Source organism: Pseudomonas sp. MRSN 12121, assembly GCF_000931465.1.
In the GTDB taxonomy this organism is placed as follows: domain Bacteria; phylum Pseudomonadota; class Gammaproteobacteria; order Pseudomonadales; family Pseudomonadaceae; genus Aquipseudomonas.
The window spans coordinates 2,228,604-2,250,743 of record NZ_CP010892.1; the positions used below are offsets into that span (position 1 = coordinate 2,228,604).

33 protein-coding genes and 1 pseudogene are annotated in these 22,140 nt (G+C 57.5%); 5 read left to right on the forward strand and 29 right to left on the reverse strand.

Features of this window, described 5'->3' with window-relative positions:
- Positions 1-34 precede the first annotated feature (34 nt).
- Genes TO66_RS10175 through TO66_RS10190 form a run of 4 tightly spaced genes read right to left on the reverse strand, consistent with a single transcriptional unit; the run spans position 35 to position 1,458 of the window.
- The gene (locus tag TO66_RS10175) at positions 35-409 is read right to left on the reverse strand and encodes a hypothetical protein (protein WP_044462217.1); all 375 of its coding nucleotides are present in this window, start codon (positions 407-409) and stop codon (positions 35-37) included.
- The gene (locus TO66_RS10180) at positions 406-699 is read right to left on the reverse strand and encodes an ogr/Delta-like zinc finger family protein (RefSeq protein ID WP_044462218.1); all 294 of its coding nucleotides are present in this window, start codon (positions 697-699) and stop codon (positions 406-408) included. The genes TO66_RS10175 and TO66_RS10180 overlap by 4 nt, the downstream gene beginning before the upstream one ends.
- A complete protein-coding gene (locus tag TO66_RS10185; RefSeq protein WP_014717543.1) occupies positions 696-1,169 on the reverse strand; it encodes a YmfL family putative regulatory protein in 474 nt (157 codons plus the stop codon). Before TO66_RS10185 ends, TO66_RS10180 begins: the two co-directional genes overlap by 4 nt.
- 40 nt (positions 1,170-1,209) lie before the next feature.
- Positions 1,210-1,458: a phage-associated protein, BcepMu gp16 family gene (locus tag TO66_RS10190; RefSeq protein ID WP_044465992.1), complete on the reverse strand. Its 249-nt coding sequence runs from the start codon at positions 1,456-1,458 to the stop codon at positions 1,210-1,212.
- Between the two features lie 101 nt (positions 1,459-1,559).
- Here TO66_RS10190 and TO66_RS32425 point away from each other — a divergent pair, with 101 nt between their 5' ends.
- From TO66_RS32425 to TO66_RS33260, 4 genes are all read left to right on the forward strand, one after another.
- Positions 1,560-1,976 carry a helix-turn-helix domain-containing protein gene (locus tag TO66_RS32425; RefSeq protein WP_082061056.1) on the forward strand — a complete coding sequence of 139 codons (417 nt, stop codon included), beginning with the start codon at positions 1,560-1,562 and terminating at the stop codon, positions 1,974-1,976.
- Between the two features lie 275 nt (positions 1,977-2,251).
- Positions 2,252-3,325 (forward strand): hypothetical protein, encoded by a 1,074-nt coding sequence (locus tag TO66_RS33250; RefSeq protein ID WP_156162052.1) that lies wholly within the window; start codon positions 2,252-2,254, stop codon positions 3,323-3,325.
- Positions 3,322-3,720 (forward strand): hypothetical protein, encoded by a 399-nt coding sequence (locus TO66_RS33255; protein ID WP_156162053.1) that lies wholly within the window; start codon positions 3,322-3,324, stop codon positions 3,718-3,720. The genes TO66_RS33250 and TO66_RS33255 overlap by 4 nt, the downstream gene beginning before the upstream one ends.
- Positions 3,717-4,352: a hypothetical protein gene (locus TO66_RS33260; RefSeq protein WP_156162054.1), complete on the forward strand. Its 636-nt coding sequence runs from the start codon at positions 3,717-3,719 to the stop codon at positions 4,350-4,352. Before TO66_RS33255 ends, TO66_RS33260 begins: the two co-directional genes overlap by 4 nt.
- A 22-nt stretch (positions 4,353-4,374) precedes the next feature.
- On the opposite strand, the gene TO66_RS10195 is transcribed toward TO66_RS33260, so the two are convergent.
- From TO66_RS10195 to TO66_RS10250, 13 genes are all read right to left on the reverse strand, one after another.
- Entirely contained in the window at positions 4,375-5,643 is a 1,269-nt protein-coding gene (locus tag TO66_RS10195; RefSeq protein ID WP_044462219.1) for a phage late control D family protein, read from the reverse strand.
- Positions 5,640-6,080, reverse strand: a complete 441-nt coding sequence (locus TO66_RS10200; RefSeq protein WP_044462220.1) for a phage tail protein — start codon at positions 6,078-6,080, stop codon at positions 5,640-5,642. The genes TO66_RS10195 and TO66_RS10200 overlap by 4 nt, the downstream gene beginning before the upstream one ends.
- Positions 6,081-6,085: 5 nt before the next feature.
- Positions 6,086-9,523: a phage tail tape measure protein gene (locus TO66_RS10205; RefSeq protein ID WP_044462221.1), complete on the reverse strand. Its 3,438-nt coding sequence runs from the start codon at positions 9,521-9,523 to the stop codon at positions 6,086-6,088.
- Positions 9,513-9,632 (reverse strand): GpE family phage tail protein, encoded by a 120-nt coding sequence (locus TO66_RS32430; RefSeq protein WP_019818212.1) that lies wholly within the window; start codon positions 9,630-9,632, stop codon positions 9,513-9,515. The genes TO66_RS10205 and TO66_RS32430 overlap by 11 nt, the downstream gene beginning before the upstream one ends.
- Before the next feature lie 8 nt (positions 9,633-9,640).
- The gene (locus tag TO66_RS10210) at positions 9,641-9,976 is read right to left on the reverse strand and encodes a phage tail assembly protein (RefSeq protein WP_044462222.1); all 336 of its coding nucleotides are present in this window, start codon (positions 9,974-9,976) and stop codon (positions 9,641-9,643) included.
- A gap of 48 nt (positions 9,977-10,024) precedes the next feature.
- Entirely contained in the window at positions 10,025-10,540 is a 516-nt protein-coding gene (locus tag TO66_RS10215; protein WP_014717552.1) for a phage major tail tube protein, read from the reverse strand.
- A 57-nt stretch (positions 10,541-10,597) separates the two neighbouring features.
- Positions 10,598-11,767, reverse strand: coding sequence for a phage tail sheath protein (locus TO66_RS10220; RefSeq protein WP_044462223.1), 1,170 nt, complete (start codon positions 11,765-11,767; stop codon positions 10,598-10,600).
- A gap of 128 nt (positions 11,768-11,895) precedes the next feature.
- A complete protein-coding gene (locus tag TO66_RS10225) occupies positions 11,896-12,327 on the reverse strand; it encodes a phage tail assembly chaperone (protein WP_044462224.1) in 432 nt (143 codons plus the stop codon).
- Positions 12,328-12,338: 11 nt separating this feature from the next.
- On the reverse strand, positions 12,339-13,898 hold the full coding sequence (locus tag TO66_RS10230; protein WP_044462225.1) for a phage tail protein: 1,560 nt from the start codon (positions 13,896-13,898) through the stop codon (positions 12,339-12,341).
- Entirely contained in the window at positions 13,895-14,512 is a 618-nt protein-coding gene (locus TO66_RS10235; RefSeq protein ID WP_044462226.1) for a phage tail protein I, read from the reverse strand. Before TO66_RS10235 ends, TO66_RS10230 begins: the two co-directional genes overlap by 4 nt.
- Positions 14,512-15,423, reverse strand: a complete 912-nt coding sequence (locus TO66_RS10240) for a baseplate assembly protein (RefSeq protein WP_044462227.1) — start codon at positions 15,421-15,423, stop codon at positions 14,512-14,514. Before TO66_RS10240 ends, TO66_RS10235 begins: the two co-directional genes overlap by 1 nt.
- Positions 15,420-15,764 carry a GPW/gp25 family protein gene (locus tag TO66_RS10245; RefSeq protein WP_014717558.1) on the reverse strand — a complete coding sequence of 115 codons (345 nt, stop codon included), beginning with the start codon at positions 15,762-15,764 and terminating at the stop codon, positions 15,420-15,422. Before TO66_RS10245 ends, TO66_RS10240 begins: the two co-directional genes overlap by 4 nt.
- A complete protein-coding gene (locus TO66_RS10250; RefSeq protein WP_044462228.1) occupies positions 15,761-16,339 on the reverse strand; it encodes a phage baseplate assembly protein V in 579 nt (192 codons plus the stop codon). The genes TO66_RS10245 and TO66_RS10250 overlap by 4 nt, the downstream gene beginning before the upstream one ends.
- Before the next feature lie 146 nt (positions 16,340-16,485).
- Between TO66_RS10250 and TO66_RS10255 the strand changes: the two genes are divergently transcribed.
- Positions 16,486-17,181 carry a hypothetical protein gene (locus TO66_RS10255; RefSeq protein ID WP_044462229.1) on the forward strand — a complete coding sequence of 232 codons (696 nt, stop codon included), beginning with the start codon at positions 16,486-16,488 and terminating at the stop codon, positions 17,179-17,181.
- A gap of 19 nt (positions 17,182-17,200) precedes the next feature.
- Here TO66_RS10255 and TO66_RS10260 read toward each other — a convergent pair whose 3' ends face one another.
- From TO66_RS10260 to TO66_RS10310, 12 genes and pseudogenes are all read right to left on the reverse strand, one after another.
- Positions 17,201-17,659: a phage virion morphogenesis protein gene (locus tag TO66_RS10260; protein ID WP_044462230.1), complete on the reverse strand. Its 459-nt coding sequence runs from the start codon at positions 17,657-17,659 to the stop codon at positions 17,201-17,203.
- Entirely contained in the window at positions 17,649-18,131 is a 483-nt protein-coding gene (locus tag TO66_RS10265) for a phage tail protein (RefSeq protein WP_044462231.1), read from the reverse strand. Before TO66_RS10265 ends, TO66_RS10260 begins: the two co-directional genes overlap by 11 nt.
- Positions 18,128-18,313: pseudogene (lysC, locus tag TO66_RS33765) on the reverse strand (Rz1-like lysis system protein LysC); the annotation flags it as partial. The pseudogene lysC and the gene TO66_RS10265, both read right to left, overlap by 4 nt.
- On the reverse strand, positions 18,228-18,671 hold the full coding sequence (gene lysB / locus TO66_RS33900) for an Rz-like lysis system protein LysB (protein ID WP_044462232.1): 444 nt from the start codon (positions 18,669-18,671) through the stop codon (positions 18,228-18,230). The pseudogene lysC and the gene lysB, both read right to left, overlap by 86 nt.
- Positions 18,668-18,871 (reverse strand): hypothetical protein, encoded by a 204-nt coding sequence (locus TO66_RS10275; protein WP_044462233.1) that lies wholly within the window; start codon positions 18,869-18,871, stop codon positions 18,668-18,670. Before TO66_RS10275 ends, lysB begins: the two co-directional genes overlap by 4 nt.
- Positions 18,868-19,713: an N-acetylmuramidase family protein gene (locus TO66_RS10280; RefSeq protein ID WP_044462234.1), complete on the reverse strand. Its 846-nt coding sequence runs from the start codon at positions 19,711-19,713 to the stop codon at positions 18,868-18,870. Before TO66_RS10280 ends, TO66_RS10275 begins: the two co-directional genes overlap by 4 nt.
- Complete coding sequence (locus TO66_RS10285) at positions 19,710-19,988, reverse strand: phage holin family protein (protein ID WP_014717567.1); 279 nt, start codon at positions 19,986-19,988, stop codon at positions 19,710-19,712. The genes TO66_RS10280 and TO66_RS10285 overlap by 4 nt, the downstream gene beginning before the upstream one ends.
- Before the next feature lies 1 nt (position 19,989).
- Positions 19,990-20,343: a putative holin gene (locus TO66_RS10290; RefSeq protein WP_014717568.1), complete on the reverse strand. Its 354-nt coding sequence runs from the start codon at positions 20,341-20,343 to the stop codon at positions 19,990-19,992.
- Positions 20,344-20,370: 27 nt separating this feature from the next.
- The gene (locus tag TO66_RS10295; RefSeq protein WP_044462235.1) at positions 20,371-20,583 is read right to left on the reverse strand and encodes a tail protein X; all 213 of its coding nucleotides are present in this window, start codon (positions 20,581-20,583) and stop codon (positions 20,371-20,373) included.
- On the reverse strand, positions 20,583-21,044 hold the full coding sequence (locus TO66_RS10300) for a head completion/stabilization protein (protein WP_044462236.1): 462 nt from the start codon (positions 21,042-21,044) through the stop codon (positions 20,583-20,585). Before TO66_RS10300 ends, TO66_RS10295 begins: the two co-directional genes overlap by 1 nt.
- Positions 21,041-21,337 carry a hypothetical protein gene (locus TO66_RS10305; protein ID WP_044462237.1) on the reverse strand — a complete coding sequence of 99 codons (297 nt, stop codon included), beginning with the start codon at positions 21,335-21,337 and terminating at the stop codon, positions 21,041-21,043. Before TO66_RS10305 ends, TO66_RS10300 begins: the two co-directional genes overlap by 4 nt.
- A gap of 98 nt (positions 21,338-21,435) precedes the next feature.
- A complete protein-coding gene (locus TO66_RS10310) occupies positions 21,436-22,137 on the reverse strand; it encodes a terminase endonuclease subunit (protein ID WP_044462238.1) in 702 nt (233 codons plus the stop codon).
- Positions 22,138-22,140 lie beyond the last annotated feature (3 nt).

Here is a 22,140-nt window from a genome sequence, read left to right on the forward strand (position 1 = left end):
CGCGGTGCGGGCATCTAACAGGGAGGGTTTTGGATTAGTGCGGGAGGTTGCGAGTCAGCAGCAGGCGTGTGGGGAGCAAGCGTGCTGAGACGGGATGTCGCTGCTGGGTGCAGTTGTCGAGCAGCAAGATCACCGGGCGGAAGGGGCCGCTGGTGGGATGAATACCCAGCCAGGCCACACGCTTGCAGGTCATGCTTTCGAACTCGGCCACGGCTAGTTCAGCGATGCGCTGCACCAGGTGCGTGGGCACTTCAAGCGACTGGGTCAAGTACCGTGTGCAGTTCTCCAAAAGCTGGCTGTCGCCGGCAAGATGCTCGCAACGGTGACGGTACAGATAGGCCACGGCCGCTTGTTGCATCGCGGCACGGTAGTCACTGGTGGGGTTGGTAGTCAGGGTGATGGTGTTCATACAGGTGCGGCCTCCGTTTCCAGTTGATCAAGCAGATCAGGTTGATCATTGGCGGTTTTCATTGCCTGGCGACGAATGACCACATCTGCAACTGGCAGCTTTACAGCGGGGTTGGGCATGCCGCTGGGGCTCAGTTCGTGGGTCATTTGAAATTCAGCACGCACCGCCCAGCCGCAGGCTTCGTTGGTGCATTGCATGTAGGTGATGCGCAAAAAAATATGCTGGCCTTCGCTGGTGCGGATGCGCATGCGTCCGTGGCAGTGAGGGCAGACGAGCTTGTAGGTGCTCAATGTTTTGGCCCCCGGCTATGCAGCAGAATCGTTGCCAGGACTTCGGAGTGACGAGCCGCCATGTAGTGGCTGTGAGCGCGCAAAATCGCCTCAGCTTCGTCCCGCTCGATGACGCCGTCGTCCAGTGCCTTCGCAATGATCTGGTCGACCACACCGCGCTTGGCTGCAGCACGTACTGAGCGGTTGTAGAGGTCTACGTTGTCCAGTGTTTCAGGTTTGGCGAGGGGGACGAACATGCCGCCGTACATCGCCGCGATGTATTCCGGCAGGTAGGTGGTGCCCATGTCCTGCTCTAACAGATGGATCTGTTCATCGCTCAAGGGCCGACTGCCGGCGTTTTCGTAAATGTGGTTGTCGAACTTCTTGAGTTCGTATCCAAGGCGGGCTGCAGCGCATTCCCGGCCACCTTCGTAGTCGTTGATCACTGCGCTCATTACTTGGCGCTTGGTCGCTAGAACTGGGCGTTTCATCTTCTGGTTTCTCCCTGGAGTCATCGCCCCTACAGTCGTTTCATACAGCCGGTGCTGAGATTTGCTCAGTGCGTTCCGAAAGTATTCCTGGCAACACTTCTTTGCCGATCACCCGGGACAGGTCTCGCAGGATTTGGAACGTCAACCGTCCGCGTGGCAGCTTGTTGTGCCCCGCCCAGCGCTGAACCACCTGCGTCACTGTGCGCACCTCGTAGCCATGACTGAGGGCAAACTGGCGGAAATTGCTGCCACGCTCAATTAGCCGTGCTTGGATCTGGCGCTTTTCCATGGCTTGGCTCATGGTTGATGTGTTCCTAGTTGGTTAAGATGTACTCATTGCGCATAAGCCTATTTATTCTATCTAAATAAATCAAGCGGTATTTATTCAAAATGCAGAAAAAGTCTCTGGACGCCGTGCTTGAACGCTTGATGACGGTCTTTGCCGTTGAAAGTGATAGCGAACTCGCCCGCAAGCTGGACGTAAATCGGCAGACGCTGGGAAGCTGGCGCAGCCGGCGATCCATTCCTTATGCGTTATGCGTAAGCGTAAGCGAGGCTGAAGGCGTATCTCTTGATTGGTTGCTAACGGGAGAGGGGTCAATGTTGCGAGGTATGTCAGCTGGGAAAGCTGAATCACCAGCTACTAGCCCGCAGGAAGAGGCAATCCTGGCTCTATTCCGGTCGTTAGAAGAGAACGACAGGCGGGAGATACAGAGCGCTGCTGAAGAAAAGAAACGCATAAGGGACATCGAGCAGCGCCTAAAGGATTTAACGGAAGCCCTTGCGGCCAGCAAACGGCCAGCATAGTCTGTACCCATTAGGAATGGATTGGCGAGATATGGATGGCCGAGCCTGCTTCTCATATTGATGCTCAAGCTGTTGGCCAACTGCCCACGGCGCCCTCTACTACATAAGGACGTGTTTATGCTTAAAAAATTGAGATCTTCAAAAAATTCGCATTCACTCTTGATTGTTGAAGTGCGGAATAATCAAGTGTGCGGCGTAAAACCTTAGATTGAAAATATAAATAATTATTGGGCGATTAGCGTCCCAAATTTTACCGTAAGTAATGGGGAAGATTTATGGCGGGGCTTGAAGAGTTTTTAGCTGGGTTGGAAGGAAGACTTAATATTCATACAGTCCAGCAGATTCTACGAGTCAATAACTTATTGTCTGCTCGGAGTTGGTCTGAGCTTCACATGATAATTAAAGGAGCTGTCGCTAAAAATCCTCTTATCTTAGAGAAGCTAAAAGACGCGTTGCAAATGCAGCAGATTTGTGACTTGAAAGCGGTATCGTACTTTTTAGTGGCGCCGGCTCACGCGGACAATATTTTAAAAAGTGTTCGCTCCGTCGAGGTAGTACCATCGCCTATGAGTGCAGCTTTTCCGTTAGTTGTAAGTGCAGACATTCTTGAAAAGGATGATGGTGCCTTAAAAATAGTAAAAGTATTTAGTGATGATAATGGTGCTGGGTTAATACTTTCAAGGGTTCGCCGCTTTACACTTAGTAATGATATTTTGCGCGATAATTTCTCTCAAGAGCTACGAGATCAGTTTCCGCAAGCAGAAAAAATTATTGAAGTAAAAGCTTATGATAGACAAACTTTTGATGTTGTCTATTTTAATCGAGTTAAGTCGATAATTGAGTTGCGTGCAGACATGACGCGTGATACTGGAATGCCTCAAACTAGTGGTCAATTGAAAAAGTCGGTTGATGATTTGAAGTTTTTTTCACAAAAGCTGCTTGCGACTTTTTCAAATGGGTTTGTACTGGGTCCACCTATAAACTTGCTACCGGTTGCTAAAGGCTTATACACAGATATGTCAGGTGCTATAAAACGCATTGGGTTTGCTACCGAGACGGAGTCTGTCAAACGTGAGACAATGAAAGCAGGTGTTGACCTGAGGAGTGAGTTGTTTCACAAAACTGGGGCTCAGGCGATTGATCACAAAATGTCAATCTTTGAGGTGGCGATTCAATGGCATCGCATGGATATAGATAAAGTTGATAGTAAGCCAGAGCTGCATATTCCAGGAAGTTATAGAGATTATGTGCAGATTGGTGCACGAACCGACTATGCTATTGTCAAAGGAATGCGTACCTATGATGATTCTAACTTTGTACTAAATAAGATAATGTCATATAAGCCATGATTTCTAAAACTCTACTATTTCAAAAAATCGAGTCTGAGGTTGCGCACCTCAGAATAGATTATTGCTGTAAGGAAATAGTAGAGCATATTCTTTCCTCCCAGGAAAAGAGACCGGTATTCAGCTATTCAGATTTTATCAATGTTCTGGGTGGTGAGTGCTCAATTGAGCAGGTTCAACTGTGCTTGAATTTTCTAAAGTCGACGCCGATTAACCTTATCGAGCAGTGTTATCGGTACGTTGATGAGGACGTGATTTATGATGTTTCTGTGGAGGAACTTCAAGCAGCATTTATGAACGGATCCCTTAATATTGAGGATAGGGGGTATCCGGATCGAGATTATCAGTCAAAAGTTTATGTTGTTTTTGTAGCGGATAAAGCGGTGGTCGAGGGATGAATCCAACTATCGCCGATATTTTGAGTCTACCTGATGAGAACCCGGTTAAACAGGCTCTTCTGAGCGCAGGAATTGGCTGCTTATATGATGATTTTTGTAACAGAGTGGAATCAGCTATTTTAGAGGGGATTATTCATTTTGAAGATAACAAGCCTTATTTTAAAGGGCTGGGTGAGGATGCATTAACTGTTACCTTGGCATTTGGTCTAAAAATGAAAGGTTTTACCGCTGATCATGATAATTACAGAAATGGGCATTGTGACCTGGTTGTGAAGGAAGGTTTTTATGAGTGGCATGGAGAGGCTAAGTTGGATACCGGGCCAGGCTATGTAATGGAAGGATTTCGTCAGCTATGCGACAGATATTCGCCAGGTGGACCTAATAGTCATCGTGGTGGTTTGATAATTTATACAAAAAAACGTGATAAGCTAAAAATATTAAAGACGTGGGCTGCTCGGATTGTGAAAGATTATGAAGTTGCTGTGAGTTTTTCAGATATTTGTAAGCATACGCTAACAACTAAAAGTGTTCATAAGCATACTGCTAGTGGTCTCGATTATAAAATTAGGCATCTCCCTATTAGTTTTTATCATAAGCCTTCAGATAAGAGTGCAAGAAATAGGAAGTCCTGAAAATTAGAAATCAATTATCGTGTTAATGATAAATGCTTTTTAGTCTTTGCCATTCTCGGTCAACAGCTCGTTTCGCTGTTTTCTCACTGGCATAAAGCCACTTCAGCCGTCTCGGCTCTGCCTGATCCCCCGCAGTAACAGTCTTTTCTTTACCGGTTTTCTGGTCGCGGTAATACGCGATGATCCCCGTGTAATCGCCCTTGCTCTCTTCCGCCAGATCTTCAACGTTGTCCTCCGGCAATTTGCTCTCCAGCTCTAGGCTGACGGTATAGCCGCCGTCCGGGCTCAGGTTATGCTGCACGTTGCCGCCGTACCAGATGATCTCGTCGATTTCCGCTTTAACGCCCTGGAGCGTGTAGGTCAGTTCTGGGATTAGATCCGGCCGGCCCATCGCGAGCGTGTAGCTGAGCGTGGCACTGCCGCGTTGCAGGCGTCGAAACTCGGCCCTTGCAGCCCTCAGCGCTGACTGCTGGTCGCTGTAGGTATGACGCAGGTCTTTGAGGTTCTCGCCGCCGCCGGCAATCGCTTCCTGTTTCTTGGCGCTGTGCACGTCGTAGAAATACGCGCGCACGCCGTCGTAGCTGTCGCGATCCGCCTGCAGGTAGCGGTGTTGATCGCCGTCGGCGCGTGTGAGGGTAATGTGGGGCAGGGGAAGCCCACTGGCGGTCTTGCCGCCGCCTGCAGGGATGCACAGCAAACACCCTGCCTTCACGCTGGCCACCGCATCGAATTCTTCGCCCAGGCGCGTGATCAGGTTGGCGTCCGATTCGTTGGCCTGGTCGAGCTGCAGGATCGGCAACGCACCGAGCGCGCCGGCCACGGTCGAGGTGAGGTTGTTTCCCATGGCGATATCGCCCATGACTTTACCCAGTGTGGTGTTGCTCCAGCTGCGCTCGCGCTTGGTCTTCAGCCCTTTGCGCAGGTCTGCTGATCGAGCGCGGATGCTGAGTACATCTGGCGCGCCGCTGTGCTCTGTCTCGTCGACGGTGTAGGTGCCCTTGTCCACCAGGCCGGTGTCGCTCCAGCCCAACCACAAGCGAAGTATTGCGCCCTTTGGCGGTATCGACAGCATGCCGTCATGGTCGCTCAATGTGATCGTGAGCTGGTCTGCCTCGACGCCACGGTTGTCGGTTAGATCCAGGTTCATCAGCCGCGGGCTCACCTTCATGGCGATATCGTTGCCGTCCACCGTGAGACGGAAGGCCGGAACAGGATAGGCGGCATCCCGAACGAAGCGTTCCGCCGTATCCACGAGGTAACCGGTGACGTTGGACAGCGCGGCCTCTATCACAGCAGCCCCCGGAGAATATTGAGCCCGGTGCTGGTAGCCGCGCCGAGCAGGTCGATACGGTCGTCATCGGTACGCTTGAGCGTAAGGGTGAACTCAATGCGCCGTGGCGTGCCGTCTCTAAAGAACACAGTTTTGGTCTCGCTCAGGCTCTCGATCACCCACAGCCCGTATATCCGACCGGTGCCCTCGACCATCGGCCAGGCCTTGCCGGTGTTCGCCATAAGCCGCAATGCATCCAGGCTGAGCACGCTGCCGGCCAGCTCGGGCAGGATGATGCCGGGGAGGGTAATAGTATCGTCGCCACGGCCGACAAATTGCAGCGCGGGTGGTGCACCGACGCGGCTGTTGCTGGCATGGCGCCAATTGGTTTGGCGCTGCAGCTTTTGGTAAGCGAGGGTCGATAGGCTGAACACGAACATGCCGAGGCTGAGCATCATGGTGATTAATCCCGGTCCGATAACTTGCTGCGCTGACGGGCGCGTTTCTCGTTTTCAATCTTGTTGAGCATGGCGCGCAAGCTTTTCTCCATGGTTTGCATGTCCATGCCAGGCGCAGCAGCGATAGTGATTTGGTAGGTGTCGTGACTGTCGTAAACCGTCGATGTGCCCGCGCTGCTGATCGGTGGGCGATCATCGACAGCCAACGCCGGCATGGCTGTTGCGCTTAGCGCCAGAGTGCCGGCGGCGGTCAATTGTTTGCTCATGCTCGACAAGGCGTTGAGCGGCCCTTTCTGCCCGCCCTCCAGGCCCTTTGTCAGCCCTTCCATGGTAAAGCCGCCCAGTTCCGCAAACACGCGGGACGGGCTGTGGATGCCTAGTTTTTCCTTGAACCAACCGATGCTGGAGTCACCGATGGAGCTGATAGCACCCTTCACGGCGCCGAGCCCTGCGGTCAAACCGTTGACCAGGCCGTTAACGATCATGCCGCCGAACTCGGTGAATTTCCCAGGCAGCTCTACGCCGAAGTAATTCATCACTCCGGCGAACGCCTGGTAGAACAAGCCGAGCGGACTAAAGTTGGTGATCAATTGCAGGATGCCGGCCAGGCCCTGGTCGAAGCTGGCTTTGATGGTGGTCCACACGTTGACTGCGCCGGTTGCGATAGAGCTGATGCTCTGCAGCAGGGTCATGATCATGTTGCCGATGGCCGCGCCAAATCGCTGGCCCATCGACTGCGCTGCACCGCCGACGTCTTCCACCGGTTTCAGCAGGTCGGTGAACCAACCGATCAATCCACTGATGCCGGAGGAGATCATGCTGAACAACGGGCGGACAATGCTGCCAAGCAGGCGCAACGCGAAACCGATAACCGGAATGGAGTAGGCGGCTTTCGCCAGGCTGATCAGCAGCCCGCCGAACTTGCCAAACCCGGCAAGGACCGGCTGCAGGGCGTCAGTGAGCCCCTGCCAGAAGCCGAGGAAGAACCCTTTAATCGGCTTCCAGTATTTGTAAATCAGCGCTGCAATGGCGACCAGGCCAGCGACAGCGGCGATCAGCCACCCGACCGGTGTAGCAAGTATGGCTGCGCCTACCGCGCTAATTGCGCCGCCGAGCATTGGCAATACGCTGACCGCAGCAATCCGCGCGGAGCTGACTAGCGTCGGGATAACGCTCATCATGCCGCCAGCGGCACGACTGGCTGTGACCGTCTTCCAGATTCGGCCCATCCGGCCGACCTCGGTACCGGCGCCGGCGGCAGCAATACGGGTGCCGATCAACTGAGCTTTGATGCTGCCCAAGCGAATGCCAAACAGCGCCATTCCGTACCGCAGCACTGCGAAGGGGCCGAGCATGCTTGCCATGGTCAACGCCAACGTACCGAACACCAGAGCCGCCGCTGCTACGGCGGCGACAACTTTGACCAAGCCCGCGGCCAGCTTCGGATTTTCCCGTGCCCAGGTGCCTACCCTGTTTGCGATTTCACCGGCTGTATTGATCAGGTCTTTCAAGTCGGGGGCAACTGCTGCACCGAATTCAGCCATGGCGTTGGTGAAGCTACCCTCAGCGGCTTCCATGACGTTGGTGAGGGTGCCGAGCTGTTCGTTAACGCGGGTGCGCAGATCCGCCTGGACTCTCAGCTTTTCTTGAATTTCCTGATAGCCGGCCAGCCCCTTGTTCATCATGGTGTTCAAGGTGGTCATTGTTTCAGCGTCGTCGCCAAAGAGCTTACTGATGACGGCTGTACGGTCGGTATCGTTCAGAACCTTCAGCTTTTCGACTTGCGCGTACAGGTTCTCCAGGCCAGCAAAGTTGCCTTTGTCATCCGTGAATTTGAGAGAGACGCCCTTGTTCGCGCCTGCTGCGATGCTGTTGGCTTTATCGACTTTGTCTTGATTCAACCCTGCCTGGAAAATTTTACGAAAAGCGTTACCCGCTGAGCTGCCGTCCATGCTGGCCTGGTCCATCATGATGAGCAGTGGTGCGAGTTCTTTAGCTGCATCAATGCCCGACTTCTTGATGACATCCATGACAGGTGAGATTTTGCTGAAGCCCTGAATCATGTTGCTTGGATCCATACCTGCATAGAAGCCGCGCTGGATGGTGTCCATGAGCCCCATCATGTCTTTTTCAGTGGTCCGCGTGGCGTCCTGCATTTTGGCTGCAAACTCAGCCGCCTGAGTGGCTTCCATCTTCATTTGCACGCCGAGATATGCTGCTGCCTCCCCGGTGCCGCCCAGGATGCTTTGGGCACTGATGCCCTGCCGTCGAAGCATCGTCATCATGTTCTGGAAGTCGGCCGTGGTACCTGGCAGCCGGTCGCCGAGCTTGGTGGCCAGGTCCGTGATCTTCTGGAAGTCGACGGAAACCTTGCCGGTGTCGTCCATCATCGACACCTTGAGCTGCGTGGCAGAGTCCTCATTCGGTGCAAAGGCTTTGATTGCCGACACCACGGGCCGGCTGGCGGCGTACCCCACGCCAAGACCGGCAGCACCAGACACAGCAACACTACCGGCCAAACTCTGGGTTTTATCGTAGGTGGCACGCGCTTTCGCAAGGTTGTCCTGCTTGCGCTTCAACGCATCCAGGTGGTCCATCTGCAATTTCATGGCTTGGGTGGCGGTGTCGATATCGCGCTTGAGCTTCAGCTCGTGTGCACCCAGGGCATTGGTGCTGATGCCGGCGTTTTTGAGCTGCATGCCGAGGTTGCCGAGTTTTACTTGCTGCTGGCCGTACTGCTCGCCCAAGCGTTTCGACTCGGCGGTGTGCTGTTTCAGCAGCGCGAGCTGGTCCTTGAACGGAGTTTCCAGGCGGCGGATCTCATCGCGCAGACTGGCATGGCCCGCACGACTGGTGCGCAACTGCGCGTTGTTCAGGGTGAACCGTTCAGCCAGGGTCTTTTCCTTGGCTGCGAGCTGGTCCAGCTGGGTTTTGCGCTCCCGCTGGGCGGCTGTGAGGCGCGTGTATTCGTCATGCTGCGCTCGGGTCAGGGCATTGCCCTTCTGCATCACGGCATTGAGCGCGGCGATCTGGCTGGCGGATTGGCGGTGTTCGTCGCTCATCAACCCCAGGGCATTGCGCGTCCCGGTGAGTTCGCGCTTGAGGTCGGTCTGACTGGTTTTGAGCGCGTCAACCTTCTGCCGGGACTTGTCGAACAGCGCCTGGGTCGGTGCGAGCTGCTGCCGGACTTTGGCCGTCTCGCGGGCGAGTTCGCCTACCTTGGTGTTGTTGGCGGCGAGCGCCTCGGATGTTGCGCGAGTTGCGGCCTGCAGTTCACGCCAGGCGCTGACGTCGCGTTGCTGGGTGTTGAGTTCTTTCAGGCGGTCACGAGCGGCTTTGAGGGCGCGGGCTGTTTCCTTGCTGCCGCCCGTGATTTTGTTCAGGGGACCTGTGGCCTTATCAATGGCGCTGAGCAGCACCTGAAGTCTCAGATCATTCCCCATCGTTGGAACTCCGCACCCTGGCGCGCTCGCGCCAGTCCATCAGGTCTTGCAGGCCCAACCGATCCATATCAGCCGGTGCCCAGTGAAAAACCACAGCCAGATCGGCCATAGCGTCCTCTACGCGACGAGGGATGCATCCGTCATCGCCGACTTCTGCAACAAAAAACCAGAGATCTTGCTGCTCAGGGCCAGCAGGTCGGCCGGGTCCATGCCGGCGACTTCCACGGCGGTGATGCTCGGCGAGCTGATGCGGGGCAGAACCTTGATGAGACTGCCGACGTCCATTTGCAGCAGCTCCACCAGACTCACGCCGCGCAACTCGCCGGAGTTCGGCTTGCGCAGGGTGATGCTGTCAACGCTGGTGGTGCCGCGACGGATTGGCGTGTCGAGGTTGACGGTGTTGTTGTCAGCCAGCTGCTGCACGTCGGGCTGTTCGGTGGTTTCGTTCTTCATGGGAGTTGCTCCTGGTGATTAAAGGGTGAGGCTCGATTGAGGGGTAGCTCAGATGCCCATGGCAGTGCGGTGTTTCTCCAGCATGTCCACGCCGTTGACCTTCTCGACGAAGTTGAGCAGGTCGATTTCGATGATTTCTTCGCCGTCCACGGTCAGCTTGTAGTAGCTGCAGGTGGTGGTCATGGAGTGCTCGGTGTCCTCACCGGGCTGGGCGTCACCCATCTCGATGGTTTCGTGTCGGCCACGGACGACCACTTCCACGTTGCTGACTTCGTTGGTGTCGTCTTGCTGGTAAGGGCCAGAGAAGCGCAGGGCTACGCTGTTAGCACTGACGGCGCCGAACTGGCGCAGAGAGATCAGATCGAGGCCGCCTGTCTTCCATTCGAACTGGATGCCGTCGTCGGACATGCCCAGGTCAGCTTTGACCGGGCCATTCATGCCGCCGCCGCGATAGGCTTCCATCTTTCGACCGAGGGAGGGCAGGGTGAGGGACTTCACCAAGCCGAGGTAGCTGTTGCCGTCATTGAACAGGTTGAGGTTTTTGAGCTTGCGAGGCATTGCCATGGCGGTGATCTCCGGGATACGGGTTCAGGGTGAACTCCCCTCGCGGGGAGGCCCGGTTTAGCTGTTGATGCCCTTGGCGAAGTCGATCAGGTAACGGTCGGTGATTCGCTGGCGGAAGGTGAGGTCTTCAAGCGGTGGCACGGGGGTGTAGTCGTAATCCACCCAGAGCTTGCCGGCCTTGAGGGTGTCTTTGGTGTTGATGTCGTCCGGGTACCAGCAGCTGCCGCCGATCAGGTAGCCCTGTGACTTCATCTCGCGCATCTTGGCGCTTACGCCTTCGACCAGGTCGCGTACCAGGGAGGCGTGCATAGGGCGGTCAACTGCCCACATGTGCGCTTCGCCCATGGTGTCCGCGAGGATCTGCGCGGTGCGGGTGTAGTTTTCGAAGGCGAACAACGGGTCGTCGCTGCAGGTGCGGCTACCCCAGAAGCGGAAGCCGTTGGAGTTGATCAGGGTGGTGACGTCGTTACTGTTGAGGTAGTTGGCATCGGTGGCCGGGTTTTGCAGATCCCAGAACACGTCGGCGCTGATACCGGTGACGCCGCTGACGGCCACGTTGGACAGGGTCTTGTGCCAGCCTGTCTCCTGATCGATCTTGGCGCGCAGGCCCAGCGCACGGGCTACTGCCGAGGCGGTGGTGGTCTTGTTGGTGACGGTGTCCCAGTTCTGGAAGTCCGGCCAGATCACCATCATCTCGCGGGCGCCGAAGTTCTCGCGGTAGGCGACTACCTCTTCCTTGGTTTTGCAGCCCCAGGCGCTGACGTAGGCAAAGGCGCGAAGGTCTTTGGCAATGGCACCGAGGGCGGTGGCCACCGGCAAACTGTCCAGGCCAGGCACGCCGAGAATGCGCGGTGCCATGCCCACGCGGGACTTGGCGGCGAGCAGGGCTTTCATGCCGGTGTACTGGCCGGTCGGTGTGGTGCCGCCGATCAGGGCGCTGGTGGTGGCCGCTTCGTCGGCGCCTTCCTTGACCCGTACCACGATGACGTAGGGCTTGGTCTGGTCGGCGATGCCTTGCAGGCTTGCTGCCAGGGTGCCCTTTACGCCGGCCTTGCCGACGGCGGTTTGCACGTTGGTGAGCAGGACGGGCGTGTCCAGAGGGAAAACGAGTGGGTCCGCATCTTCAGCCGTGCAAACCATGCCGATAACTGCGGTGGGAATAGTGCGAATGGGGCGGGTGCCGTCGTTGAGTTCGATGACCCGCACGCCGTGGAGATAATCGGCCATGGGTTATGCCTGCGCTGTGATGGAATGACAGTGCAGAGGTTGCCGCGCGCGCGCCGCATCGGCGAGCGCATGAGGTTGTAGGGGAAGGAGCTACAGGGCACAGATAGAAAAAAGCGCCCCGAAGGACGCTATTGAGTTTGCTCAGCCAGCCACGGTGGTGCTGCCGGCCTGTGATCAATGAGGGGAAACTCCCCGGATTCGGGCCAGTTGCGGAGCGCGCGGCGGTACGCCTGAAGTTCGCTGTACTGCCTGGCAGCCAATGTGGCTTCTGAGCCTTCTTCCTGTTCGTCGCGATGGCGTGCCACGACACCATCCGTTTCAGATAGGCGCTGATCCCGCCAAGCGCGTTCAACAGCAGCCAATACCTCATCACTGGGCGGCGGTGGGTCAACCAGCACTGGGAGACCGTCATCACGCCAGGTAATAATCTTGCCTTCCGACTCCCCCGCGAGCAGCTCTGCGTGATACTCAGCAGAGATCTCTATCGCATCGTCAGGAATCAGGCTGACCCCGTGGATCTCGGCATCGTAAAAGCCGCGAGTAGATTTTGATGCAAACATAGATTTTCTCCTTAGCAGCCGAGGGCGAACCAACTGAACGGTTGCCCAGCGAAGGGCGAACCACTGCCCGCCCTGATAGTCATTGAGGACCGGGGCGTATCTGTCGCTTCAAGCGTGAAGGAAAGCCAGCTGGCTGCTGCGCCCGAACCAAATGACCCGCCCCTGGATAAGATCGCTGTGGGAAATACAATTGGGAAAGTTACGGCGTCGGCTGTGTAATTGGTTGATAGCGCGCTGGTAGTTCTGTAGCCCCATTGAAGAATCAGGCCGCTTGGGAGTTTCTGATAGCCGTTGCCCCCCAAAGAAGCGGCAAAAATTGATGCAGTTCGTAGCGTTTCGCTGCCGAAGTGACAACGCCATACGCCGGATTCACGTATAGCGATGAAGTCTCCGCCGGGAGAAAGCGTGTAAGGAACTGTCACCGCCAAGTTGCTCATTGCCAACTGGTCACCAGCGGCAACAGTTACGCGGGAAGTGGTGGACTGTGGCCCCGCAGATATCAACACCGCCGCGCCATTGGGAACGGATTCCGTCGCCGGCAGTGTCACGGTTACGCCGGTCGCTAACTCCAGGCGCTTACCGATATCGCTGACAGTCAGCACCCTACTGGCTGCAATGCTGATAGATCCGCCAAAGCTACCTGCCGAACGTGCAACAAACTCAGTCGTCGCGAGCGATTTAGAACTGTCGAACAGTGGTGGTGTGTTGGCTGAGGGATCAACGAGCGCTGGCGAGTTGATCGGTGCAAACCCTTGCGTCACGTTCTGGAAAGTCAGTAGGGTGGTGCCCAGAACAATGGCCCCGTCGGTGATCAACTGCCAGCGTGTGTCCGCCAATGTGGCGCCCTGCTCAACAGAGACCAGCATCGCCGACGTGACCTCTGCGTTCGAGTCCGCATCCGCGGTGCGCGCCCAAGCACCAGCGGAGACAATATACAAACCGTTGTCCTTTGCGCCCGCCTGGTTTTTCACGAGTACACGATCACCCGCTACCAGGGCGACGCCATCGACAGCCTGCAGGCCGGCGAGCGCAATGTTCGCTGTGGTCGCGGCGCGTACAGATTGCTTGCTGTCGAGCTTGTTGATTTCTTCAAGCACCTTGCCGTCAACATAGACCCGGGTCGCCAAGACGACACTGGGGTCGATTTTCAGCTCAATGTTTGCCGTGTTGCTGACAATCAGGTTCATCCTGATGACTTGCGTTCGGGCAGAACCCTGACTCATCAGAGGCTTGAAACTGGGGGCGCAATTCGCCACAGCGACCAAGTCGCCGGCAGCGTCATAAAGTCCTATTTCACGTATCCACCAGCCGCCTACATCTTCAGGAATAACCTGCTCGGCGATGATGATGTTGGCGTTGTTTGGGTCAACCTTCACTTGATTCAGCGGGGCGCGCCTGCGCTCACGGATCAACTGTATCTGGTGCTCGCTTGGGACCGGTAAGGTGTCGTTAGCATCGCCAACACCCATTTGCGAAAAGGTCCAGGGAATGCCCAAGGCGTCAGCATTGGCCTGCTTGGCCTTGCCTACAGCGGTGAGAATGGCGAAGAACTGGCTGTTTTGGTCTGTCATGGGTAGATATCCATGGTGTCGATGTGGTGTTCACGACCGCCCAGGCGAACGTATCCGCTGACCTCGATGTCGCGTTGCATTGGGGGGTACACGTCAATTTCGTCGCCATCGGTGATGCAGACGCCGATATGTACCGGGCCGGTGGTTTCCAGACTGATCGCCAAGCCTGTCAGATAGCGGGTGAGGGGTTTGGCGTCGTCGATCAGCCAAGTCAGTTCCTGGTACATCTCTTCGGTGATGCCGGTTTCCAACACGCCGACCTTCAAGGCGAAAGTGCCGGGTACGCCTTCGGGAGTGGTTTGCCACCACTCCAGGACTTCAATCAAGTAACCGAGCGGCTCCACTACGCGGCGCAGAGCGCCGATGGTGCCTTTGCGCGAATGGACGTAGTGCGATGAGCGAATGGCTGCGCGCTTCGCCGCTTCAGTCCACCTACTGTCCCAGCGATCAACCGAGAAAGCCCAAGCCAGATAGGGCAACAGGTCGACGGGGCAGGTGTTCGGGTTGCAGAGCTGTCGCAAGGGTATGGGCACGCGCTCGATCTGTGCGAGCGCCTGCGCAGCCTGGCGCTCAAGCGGCGTAGCGTTTCCTGGTAGCAGCTGCTGCACACCCATCACTCAACGCCTCGGCTCAATGTAATACCGGTGCAATACGGCGCCTGAGCTTTGGTTGCGACGATGTCCGCCCAGCCCTCAAGCTCGACCTTGCGCACACCTTCGACGTGGAGCGCGGCATGTAGGGCAGATTCCGAAACTTCCATCCCCAAGCGGCGCCGTTGATGAACGTAGGCCAGCAGGCGCTGGTGTGCGGCAGCCAGGATAGGTTCCGACTCCGGACCGCTCGACAGCAAATAGAGCTTGGCCTTGACCTGGTAATTCAGGATCTGCGCGCCCTGGACGGTGAGACGGTCAGCCACCGGCCGGCGATCATCGTCGCTCAGGTAAGCGTTGACGACGGCAAGCAGCTCGGGGGGCGCCGTGCCATCGCCCAGCAATGACTGAACCGTGACCACGGCGACGGCAGGCGAGGGGCTTTCGGCTGTGGCGTCGGCTACGCGACCGTCCGCTGCCCTGGCGTGGAAGATGTAGCTGTTGCGCGGGCCGGCAGTGCTCAACCCTTCCCAAGCCATCTGCGCCCGTTCGCGCAGGCTGTCGTCGCTTTCCATCAACGTAGGGATAGGCGGCACGGCATTGGCTTTGCCTTGCTGAATCACGAGGCGCTTGACGTTGAAGTTGCCGGCCAGTTGTTCCAGGTCAGTGCCACGCGCGGTGGCGAGCAGGTTGGCAAGCGATGCTTCGTTGACTCGCTGACGCCATACGGTCTCGCGGTAGGTGTTTTCCTGCAGCAGCTTGGTGAGCGGCTCCGACTCTATCTCCAGGCGTGCCGCGATCTGGGCCTGCTCGTCGGCCGGCCAGAGGCTGATCATGTACGTCTTTCGCTCGGCCAGGATCTGTTCGAAGTCGATCTGCTCGACGATCTGCGGCGGCGGCAGCTGGCTGAGGTCGATGGCGGCGAAACTATTCATACACTGCCTCCCAGCTGCAGGGGCACGCTGAGGCTCAGCGGCTCATTGGTGTCCACCACAGTGCCCTCCAGGTCAATCGAGGCCTGGCCCTGCATGTTCGCTCCCGCGAACTGCACACGGCTCAGGCTGATGCGGGTTTCCCAGCGCATTAGGGCCATGACCGTGGCGGCGTAAACGCGCAGACGGTTGACGTCGTTGAAGGGGTGATCCACCAGCTCGGGCACCAAGCTGCCGTATTCGCGGCGCATTACACGCGTGCCAATGCGGGTGGTGAGAATGTCGGTGATCGCCTGACTGATGTGCTCGCGCTCGCTGATGGCGCCGCCGGTATGTCGGTTCATGATGGGATGGGCACCCCGGATTGGTCGCCGCCAGCCCTGACGCCGGTGTGCGGGTGTTTGACCAAGCTGACGCCGGCTGCGATCACGTCAATAGAGGTCTGAATCTGGCCGGTGACGGTTTGATTCCCGGTTTGGATGTAGTCGCCCTGGTGAGTGATATCGCCGACCAGGTTGATACCGCCAGTGCTGATCAGGTTGGTGGTGCCGCCGTCGACCAGCGTGGCGTTGAGGTGGTGGGCAACGCTGTCGTACTCGATCACCGTGCCGTCGGAGTAGGTACGACGGTGGAGGCCTGGGCGGTTGCCGTTGGCCGTGACGAGGTCACTGAATACGCCAGTCACGGCGATCCCGTTGGCGAGCTGGCCCGATGGGCTGAGCAGGATCACCTGTTCGCCGATAGTGGGAGGGTCCCATTCGCGGTCAGCTCCGGCGCGCAATGCGAGCCAGGGAAGCCAGGCCGTGGTCAGCTTTCCGGTTGTTACTTGCACGCGCGGGGGCTCCATCTGCACGGCGACGATAACGCCGAAGCGGATGAGGTTTTCGAGCAGGCGGGCGAGGGCGGCTAAGTCGTTCATGGCGCCGATGGTGGCGCCACGCGTGCGTGAGCGCAGCCGCGCTGGGTTGTAGTGATGCTTCTTACAAGTCGGCTATTTTCTCAACGAAGATAACGTATAGACCTATACTCGAAACCAATTGTTTATCTCACCCAAAAGGAGCAGGTATGACTGACGAGAAGAAAGGGAAAATTGCAAGAGCGAAAGATGCAGTTAAAAATCTACCGCTGGCAGATTATGCGGAAACCTTATTGGACTCATGTGTTGAAAGTGAAGTATTAAAGCAAATTCCTGTGATATCGACAGGGGTGGCGACTATAAAAACCTATCTGCAATTCAAAGAGGGCAAATTTAAAAAGAAGGTAGAGGCTTTTGTTGAGTCAGCTGGTAGCTTTTCAAGTGAAGAGTGGGAGGCTTTTTCAGAGACTCTTGAAAAGGAAGGGAAGAAGAAGGAATTTATTAACGTTTTGCTTGATATTCTTGAGAAGGCCGATTCAGAAGAAAAATCTAAAATTCTAGGTGGGATATTTCGGCGTTTAGTTAAAGAGGAAATTGGCTATCCGCAGTTTGATGATCAGGTTAGGTTTACGAATGATATGCAAACTATAAATATTCATATTTTTATGCATGGTTATCATAATGAGCATGTCCTTGAAAACTCGTTGGGTGATATTTTAGTCAGTCAAAGACTTGCTAGGCGTAAGATCGAGTTTGCTACAAAAACTATAAATATCGCAGCTCAAAAACAAGAGCAATACATAAAGGTTAGCTATGAGATTACTCCGATAGGTTTCGCCTATCTGGTTTCGCTGCATCAAGTCTATAAAGATAAAATTGATGCCGGACACTTATATTTCGGGTGAGCTTTTAGGCGCGTATCAGCTATGAGCTTAAATGATTTATAAGCGTGTCTCGGATCAAGTCAAGGTCTTCGTCCGTAAAGCCCAATACTTCACGTTGTTCGTAGCGAACTTCGGGCGCGCCGCGTTCCGCGCGGTCTTTCAATCCGAACTGGTGAACCCTGGCGATACGGGAGATCCGCCCAGTGAAACCCACGGTCACGGCGTTGCTGTCGCCTCGGGCTTTCATGTAGGTCGCGGTACGCAGCTTTTTGAACATCTCAACCTTGCGCCGGATGCGGCCTTGCTTGCCGCGCAAGTCCCGCTTTTTCCGTGGCGCGAACTTGCTGCCATCCGGGTTTTGCTGTGTCAGTACCCGCTTTTGCTGGCTGCGCCGCAGTTCCTGGCCGATGGAGCGGGCGAGTTGATTACGGGCGCCTGGCTGGAGTTGCTCCAGCAGGCCGGACGCCCAGGTCTCCAGGGCTTCCAGCTTACTTGTCATCAGGCACTACCCATTCACTGGCGTTGCCCTGGGAACCTGGTACCCAATTCGGATCGAGGTAACCCGCCACGCGCTGTGGCTCGCCGGCATGCTTCACGGTCGTGTTGCCTTGAGCATCCGTGCCTACCACTACCCGCTCTGTCAGGCGCAATGTAAGGCCGAGATCTACCTTGTCTTTGTCGAGGATGTCGGCCTCGAACTGAATACCGTTCTGCATTTTTTCGTAGTTTTCGAGCAGCTCCGGTTGGTTGATGCTGATCCACCCCAGCACGGGCAGCATCACGCTGTCAGGGTGCCCCGCGAAGGCGGTAAAGATGATCTGCAGATCGTAGCTGTACTCAAAAGAAAGAGTCGCCGCAGCGGTGCAGCGGACCTTGCCGTTGTCGATGAAGATCAACAACAGGTCGGGGTTGTGCTGCAGCTCGGCAACGGTGGTCAACAGGTGAGCGCGCAGGCTCTCGGGCTTGTTCATGGGTGGGCCTGCTGGTGTTTGTAGACCATGTCGACCTGAGCGGCGCAATCGGCCCAGGCGGCTTCGGCGCGGTCTTCGTCGGTGAGTATGTCGCCGTTATTGGCTGGGCTTGTCGCCGGCAGCTGGCACGGCACCACGGCCGGACAGCCAGTCACGGTAAGCTGCGGCGCCGGTGAGGGCGGGGCGCTCGCGCAGCCGGCGAGCAGCGTCAGGCAGAGGCTGAGCAGCCCAGTTACGTAGTTCGTCATTTTCAAGTTTCAGCTCCTCTATGGTTCGTGCGCGCTTTGCCAGGTCGAGGCGCAGTTGATCCTGCTGGGCGCGCAGAGTTGACTGGTTTTCGCGCTCTTGCTTCAGGGTGGCGGTGAGCGTGGTGGCGGTCGCCAGATTGCGGTCGGCGTCGTCGCGGGCCGTCTTGGCTGCACTCTTTGCCAGGTCTGCTTGGCTTTGGGCGGTGTCAATGCGCTGTTGCTGGCCCCAGATCAGCAGCGCCAAGGCACCGAGCAGGGCAATGCCGTACAGGGCCTGGCGCAGGGTGCTCACGCGCGGTACCAGCCGAGTTTGTTCATGGCAGCGGCGTCGAGCTGCTTGATCGGGCCACGTACGATTACGGCCCTGGCGTTGTTCATCAACTGGATGCACTCGGCCAGCCGTAGCATGTCGTCTTGTTCGGTCGATTCCGGGACCACCAGCAGATCCCCGTCCCGCACGCGGAGCTTCTCCACTGCTTCGAAGTCAATCATGCCGCCACCCCTTGTCCGCACTCACAGCCAGCGTGCCGCTCGTAGGCGCGCTGCAGCTTGGTGTCGTAAAGATTCCGCAGGTAATCCGGCCCGTTGTAGAGCCGCGCAAACTCGGCCCATTTGCGGGCTTTCAGCGCCTTATGCAGCACCGGGTCGGTTTCAATGAAACGGGTGAAAGCGTCGAACTGCTGCGATTCGCCGGCACTCATCGCCGCCACGAAGGCCTGCACGCTCGCGTAGCCAAGGCGCTCCCAGTGATAACCCATGATCTGGAAAGCGCCCCAGGATGCGGATTCAAGTGCGGCCGTGTCGTCGATCTGACGGGCCATGGCTAGGCGTTGGTGCTCGGCGGTACCGCCGATATAACCACCGGCCTTCGGGTTGATCAGGGCGGGGTTGGTCGCGGCGAGTTCGTCGGCATGGCGCTTGATCTCTGCGGGGTCATCGCCCGTGTGTCGAACCTTGGCGAGCTGGCGGTACATAACGTGCCGTTCGAACAGGATGACCGGCTTGCCATTGTCGAGGAAGCCTTTGCCCTTGGACTCGACCTCGTTGACCGCGTAGATGCTTGCCAGCGGCACGTCCAGGCGTTCGGCTGCGACGACGAGGTCGTTGTTGCGAAGCAACTGGGCGCGGTCACCGCCGGCTAGGCTGGCCTGAGTCTTGGTGCCGGCGACGCCATCGGCTACCAGACCAACTTTCACCTGGTACGCACGGACGGCCGTCTCTGTAGCGTCACCATAGTGGCCGTCGGGCACCAGTTTGGCGCCGTGTCTGTTGAGGTTCTTTTGCAGGATAAGCACCGCCTGCGAGCGGTCGCCATGGCGAAGGGTGGTGGTCATGCGCTGGGCCTCAGCAGGGCGGCAACGTTGCCGCGTGAACGGAAAATCAGGGTGCAGAGCAATACGATGGAGACGGCTTGCCAGAGGCTGGTGGGCTGGCGGTACAGCAGAATTTCCAGACCGCAGATGCACAGCGCGGAGCCGAACAGGCTGGCGAGTAGTGAGATGCTGCGCCGGTAGCGGGATGCGCCCCGGGTGTAGCAGGCCAACCGGAAGGCGCTCAGCAAGTAGGCGATTGCCGTGATCAGTTGCACGGCCAGTTCGATGTTTGGCATGTCAGCTGCCCCCTCGGATGCGACGCCAGATGTCCCAGATGTCCGCTTTTTCCACCCACACCATCAGCTTGATGCTGATCGGGATGACCACCAGGGCGCAGAGGAACGCGCCGCCGCCACTGGTGATGAACGGGATAGCCTGCAAGGCCATCGGCGCGAACAGATAGCCAACGCCGGCCGACAGAAACAGCGAGCCCAACCGCTGCCATACCTTGAGGTCGTGCTTGGTACTGGTCACCAGCCACGCGCCGAGGATTGCGCCAAACAGCGCTTCGCCGTCGATAATCGGCGTCACGGTTGCCAGGCCCAGGCCCATAAGCAGGCCGGTCACAGCGCTGGAAGTCGGATCAGCCATGGTGTGGGTTTCCTTGGTTGCAGGGAGTCAGTCCCATAGGTTCACCATCTGCCGCTGGGGCGCGCTGGTTTGGGCTTCGGGCATGTTGACGGGGAGGCCGTGCGGCAAGACGGGGCCGTTGTCAGCCAAGCCGGGGTTCGCCTGTAGCACCGCTTCGGTGACGCCCGCGGTTCGGCCGTAATACCGCCAACACAGCGCGTCGACGGTTTCGTTTTGATTGGCGCGGATGTTGACGGGCATCAGATCAGCTCCACGGTGGTGCGGTTTTTTCCGAGAAAATCACGGACTGCCCAGCGCAGGTCGCGGCGGTAGTCGTCGATGGTGGGTGCAGTTTCTTCGGCCTTGGCATTGCCGGAGTTGGTGGCGCTGTAGTCGCGGTAACGCTCGCACACCTCGGCACCGGTACCGGCTTCGATGGCACGACGGTAGAGGTGGGCCTTTACCGATACGTCCTTGATCCGATCACTTGGGACGTCTGCCAGCGTGGCGTAGCCAGCCGCCTGTTGAGCATTGCGCCAGTCACTCAGTTCGCGGTTGAGGTTTATGGCAGCGGCAATCACGGCTGTTTCCAGGCGGGCCGGGGTGACACTGGAGTCGATGCGCAGGGTGGCCCGCAGGTTGTCCAAATCAATCGACGGCCAGAACGGGTCGGTGTTGATGTGACCGCTGGAAACGGTGCCGCTGGCAACAAATGCGCTCATTGGGAAATGCCCCGGCTGTCCGTGCGGGAGATCTCACGCCGGATCTGTTGCCTGATGAATTCAGGGTGTTGCGTGCAGAGGTAGTCAAACGCCCGCACCGCGTTGCGATTCGCAAGGCCCCGTTCGTGCGAATTGGCCGGCATGATGGCGCCGCGTATGACAGGGCCAGTGCAGACGGTGCGGTCGTATGCTTCTGTTTCGGCGACGTACTGTTCAGCCGCTGCAGACATGCGCCGTTCGGATTCCGTAGGAGTGAAAACACTCTGGTAGAGGTTGGCAAAGGCGGTGTTCATGGCTGCTCCGATAGATCGCCGGTGGTCGGGGCTTCACGTTCAGGAGGAGCGGCCTGGTCGATCCGCCCCGAGCCGGCGGGGTGCGTGGGGACGCTCGGTTAGCTGCCAGTGGCAGCGTGTTTTTTCAGGAGGCGTTCGGCGCCGTCCAAATCTTTCTTGCCGCCGCAGCCGTCGTGTAGCTCGATGGCGCGCTTGAGCAGGTCGATACCGGCCTGAATCTGTCCAGGCTGACCAGGCTCTTCGGCGCTGATGCCGTGCAAGGTGGCGCGGCCAGTTGCCAGGAACAGCTTGGCGCGGGCTTGGTCGGGCATGTCCTCGGCTTCGGTCAGTTCAACCGTGCGGTGCAGGATCGCTAAGTCAAAACTGCCGTTGGCCTTCTGCGCTTTCAGCGCGGCTGTAGCGATTTCTTCCGCGACCAGGCAACCGGGGGTGCGCTCGAAGCGGTCCGGCATGATCAGCTTGTGCTTGAGGACGTAGTCGGCGATGTCCAGCGCGCCGCTGTAGTCCTCAACATCGACGCGCCAGACCATGACAGTGGTCATAACGTCGTCCTGAGCGCCGTTGCCAGCTTGGAGCACGCCCTCGACATACGGGATGTACTCAGGCAGCAGCTGCAGCTTGAGCGCTGCCTTGCCTTCGTTGGACTGGATGGCCTTCAAGCGCAAGCGGTCTTGCAGCAGCTGATTCACCTGATGCTCGTAGGCTGTGGCACCGGCCATGGATTGCTGCGGTGCTGTTTTTGCCGCCTCCATGGCCGCGCGTGCGCGGCGTTGGTGGGCTTGGGCGATGCTGAGTGCCATGGG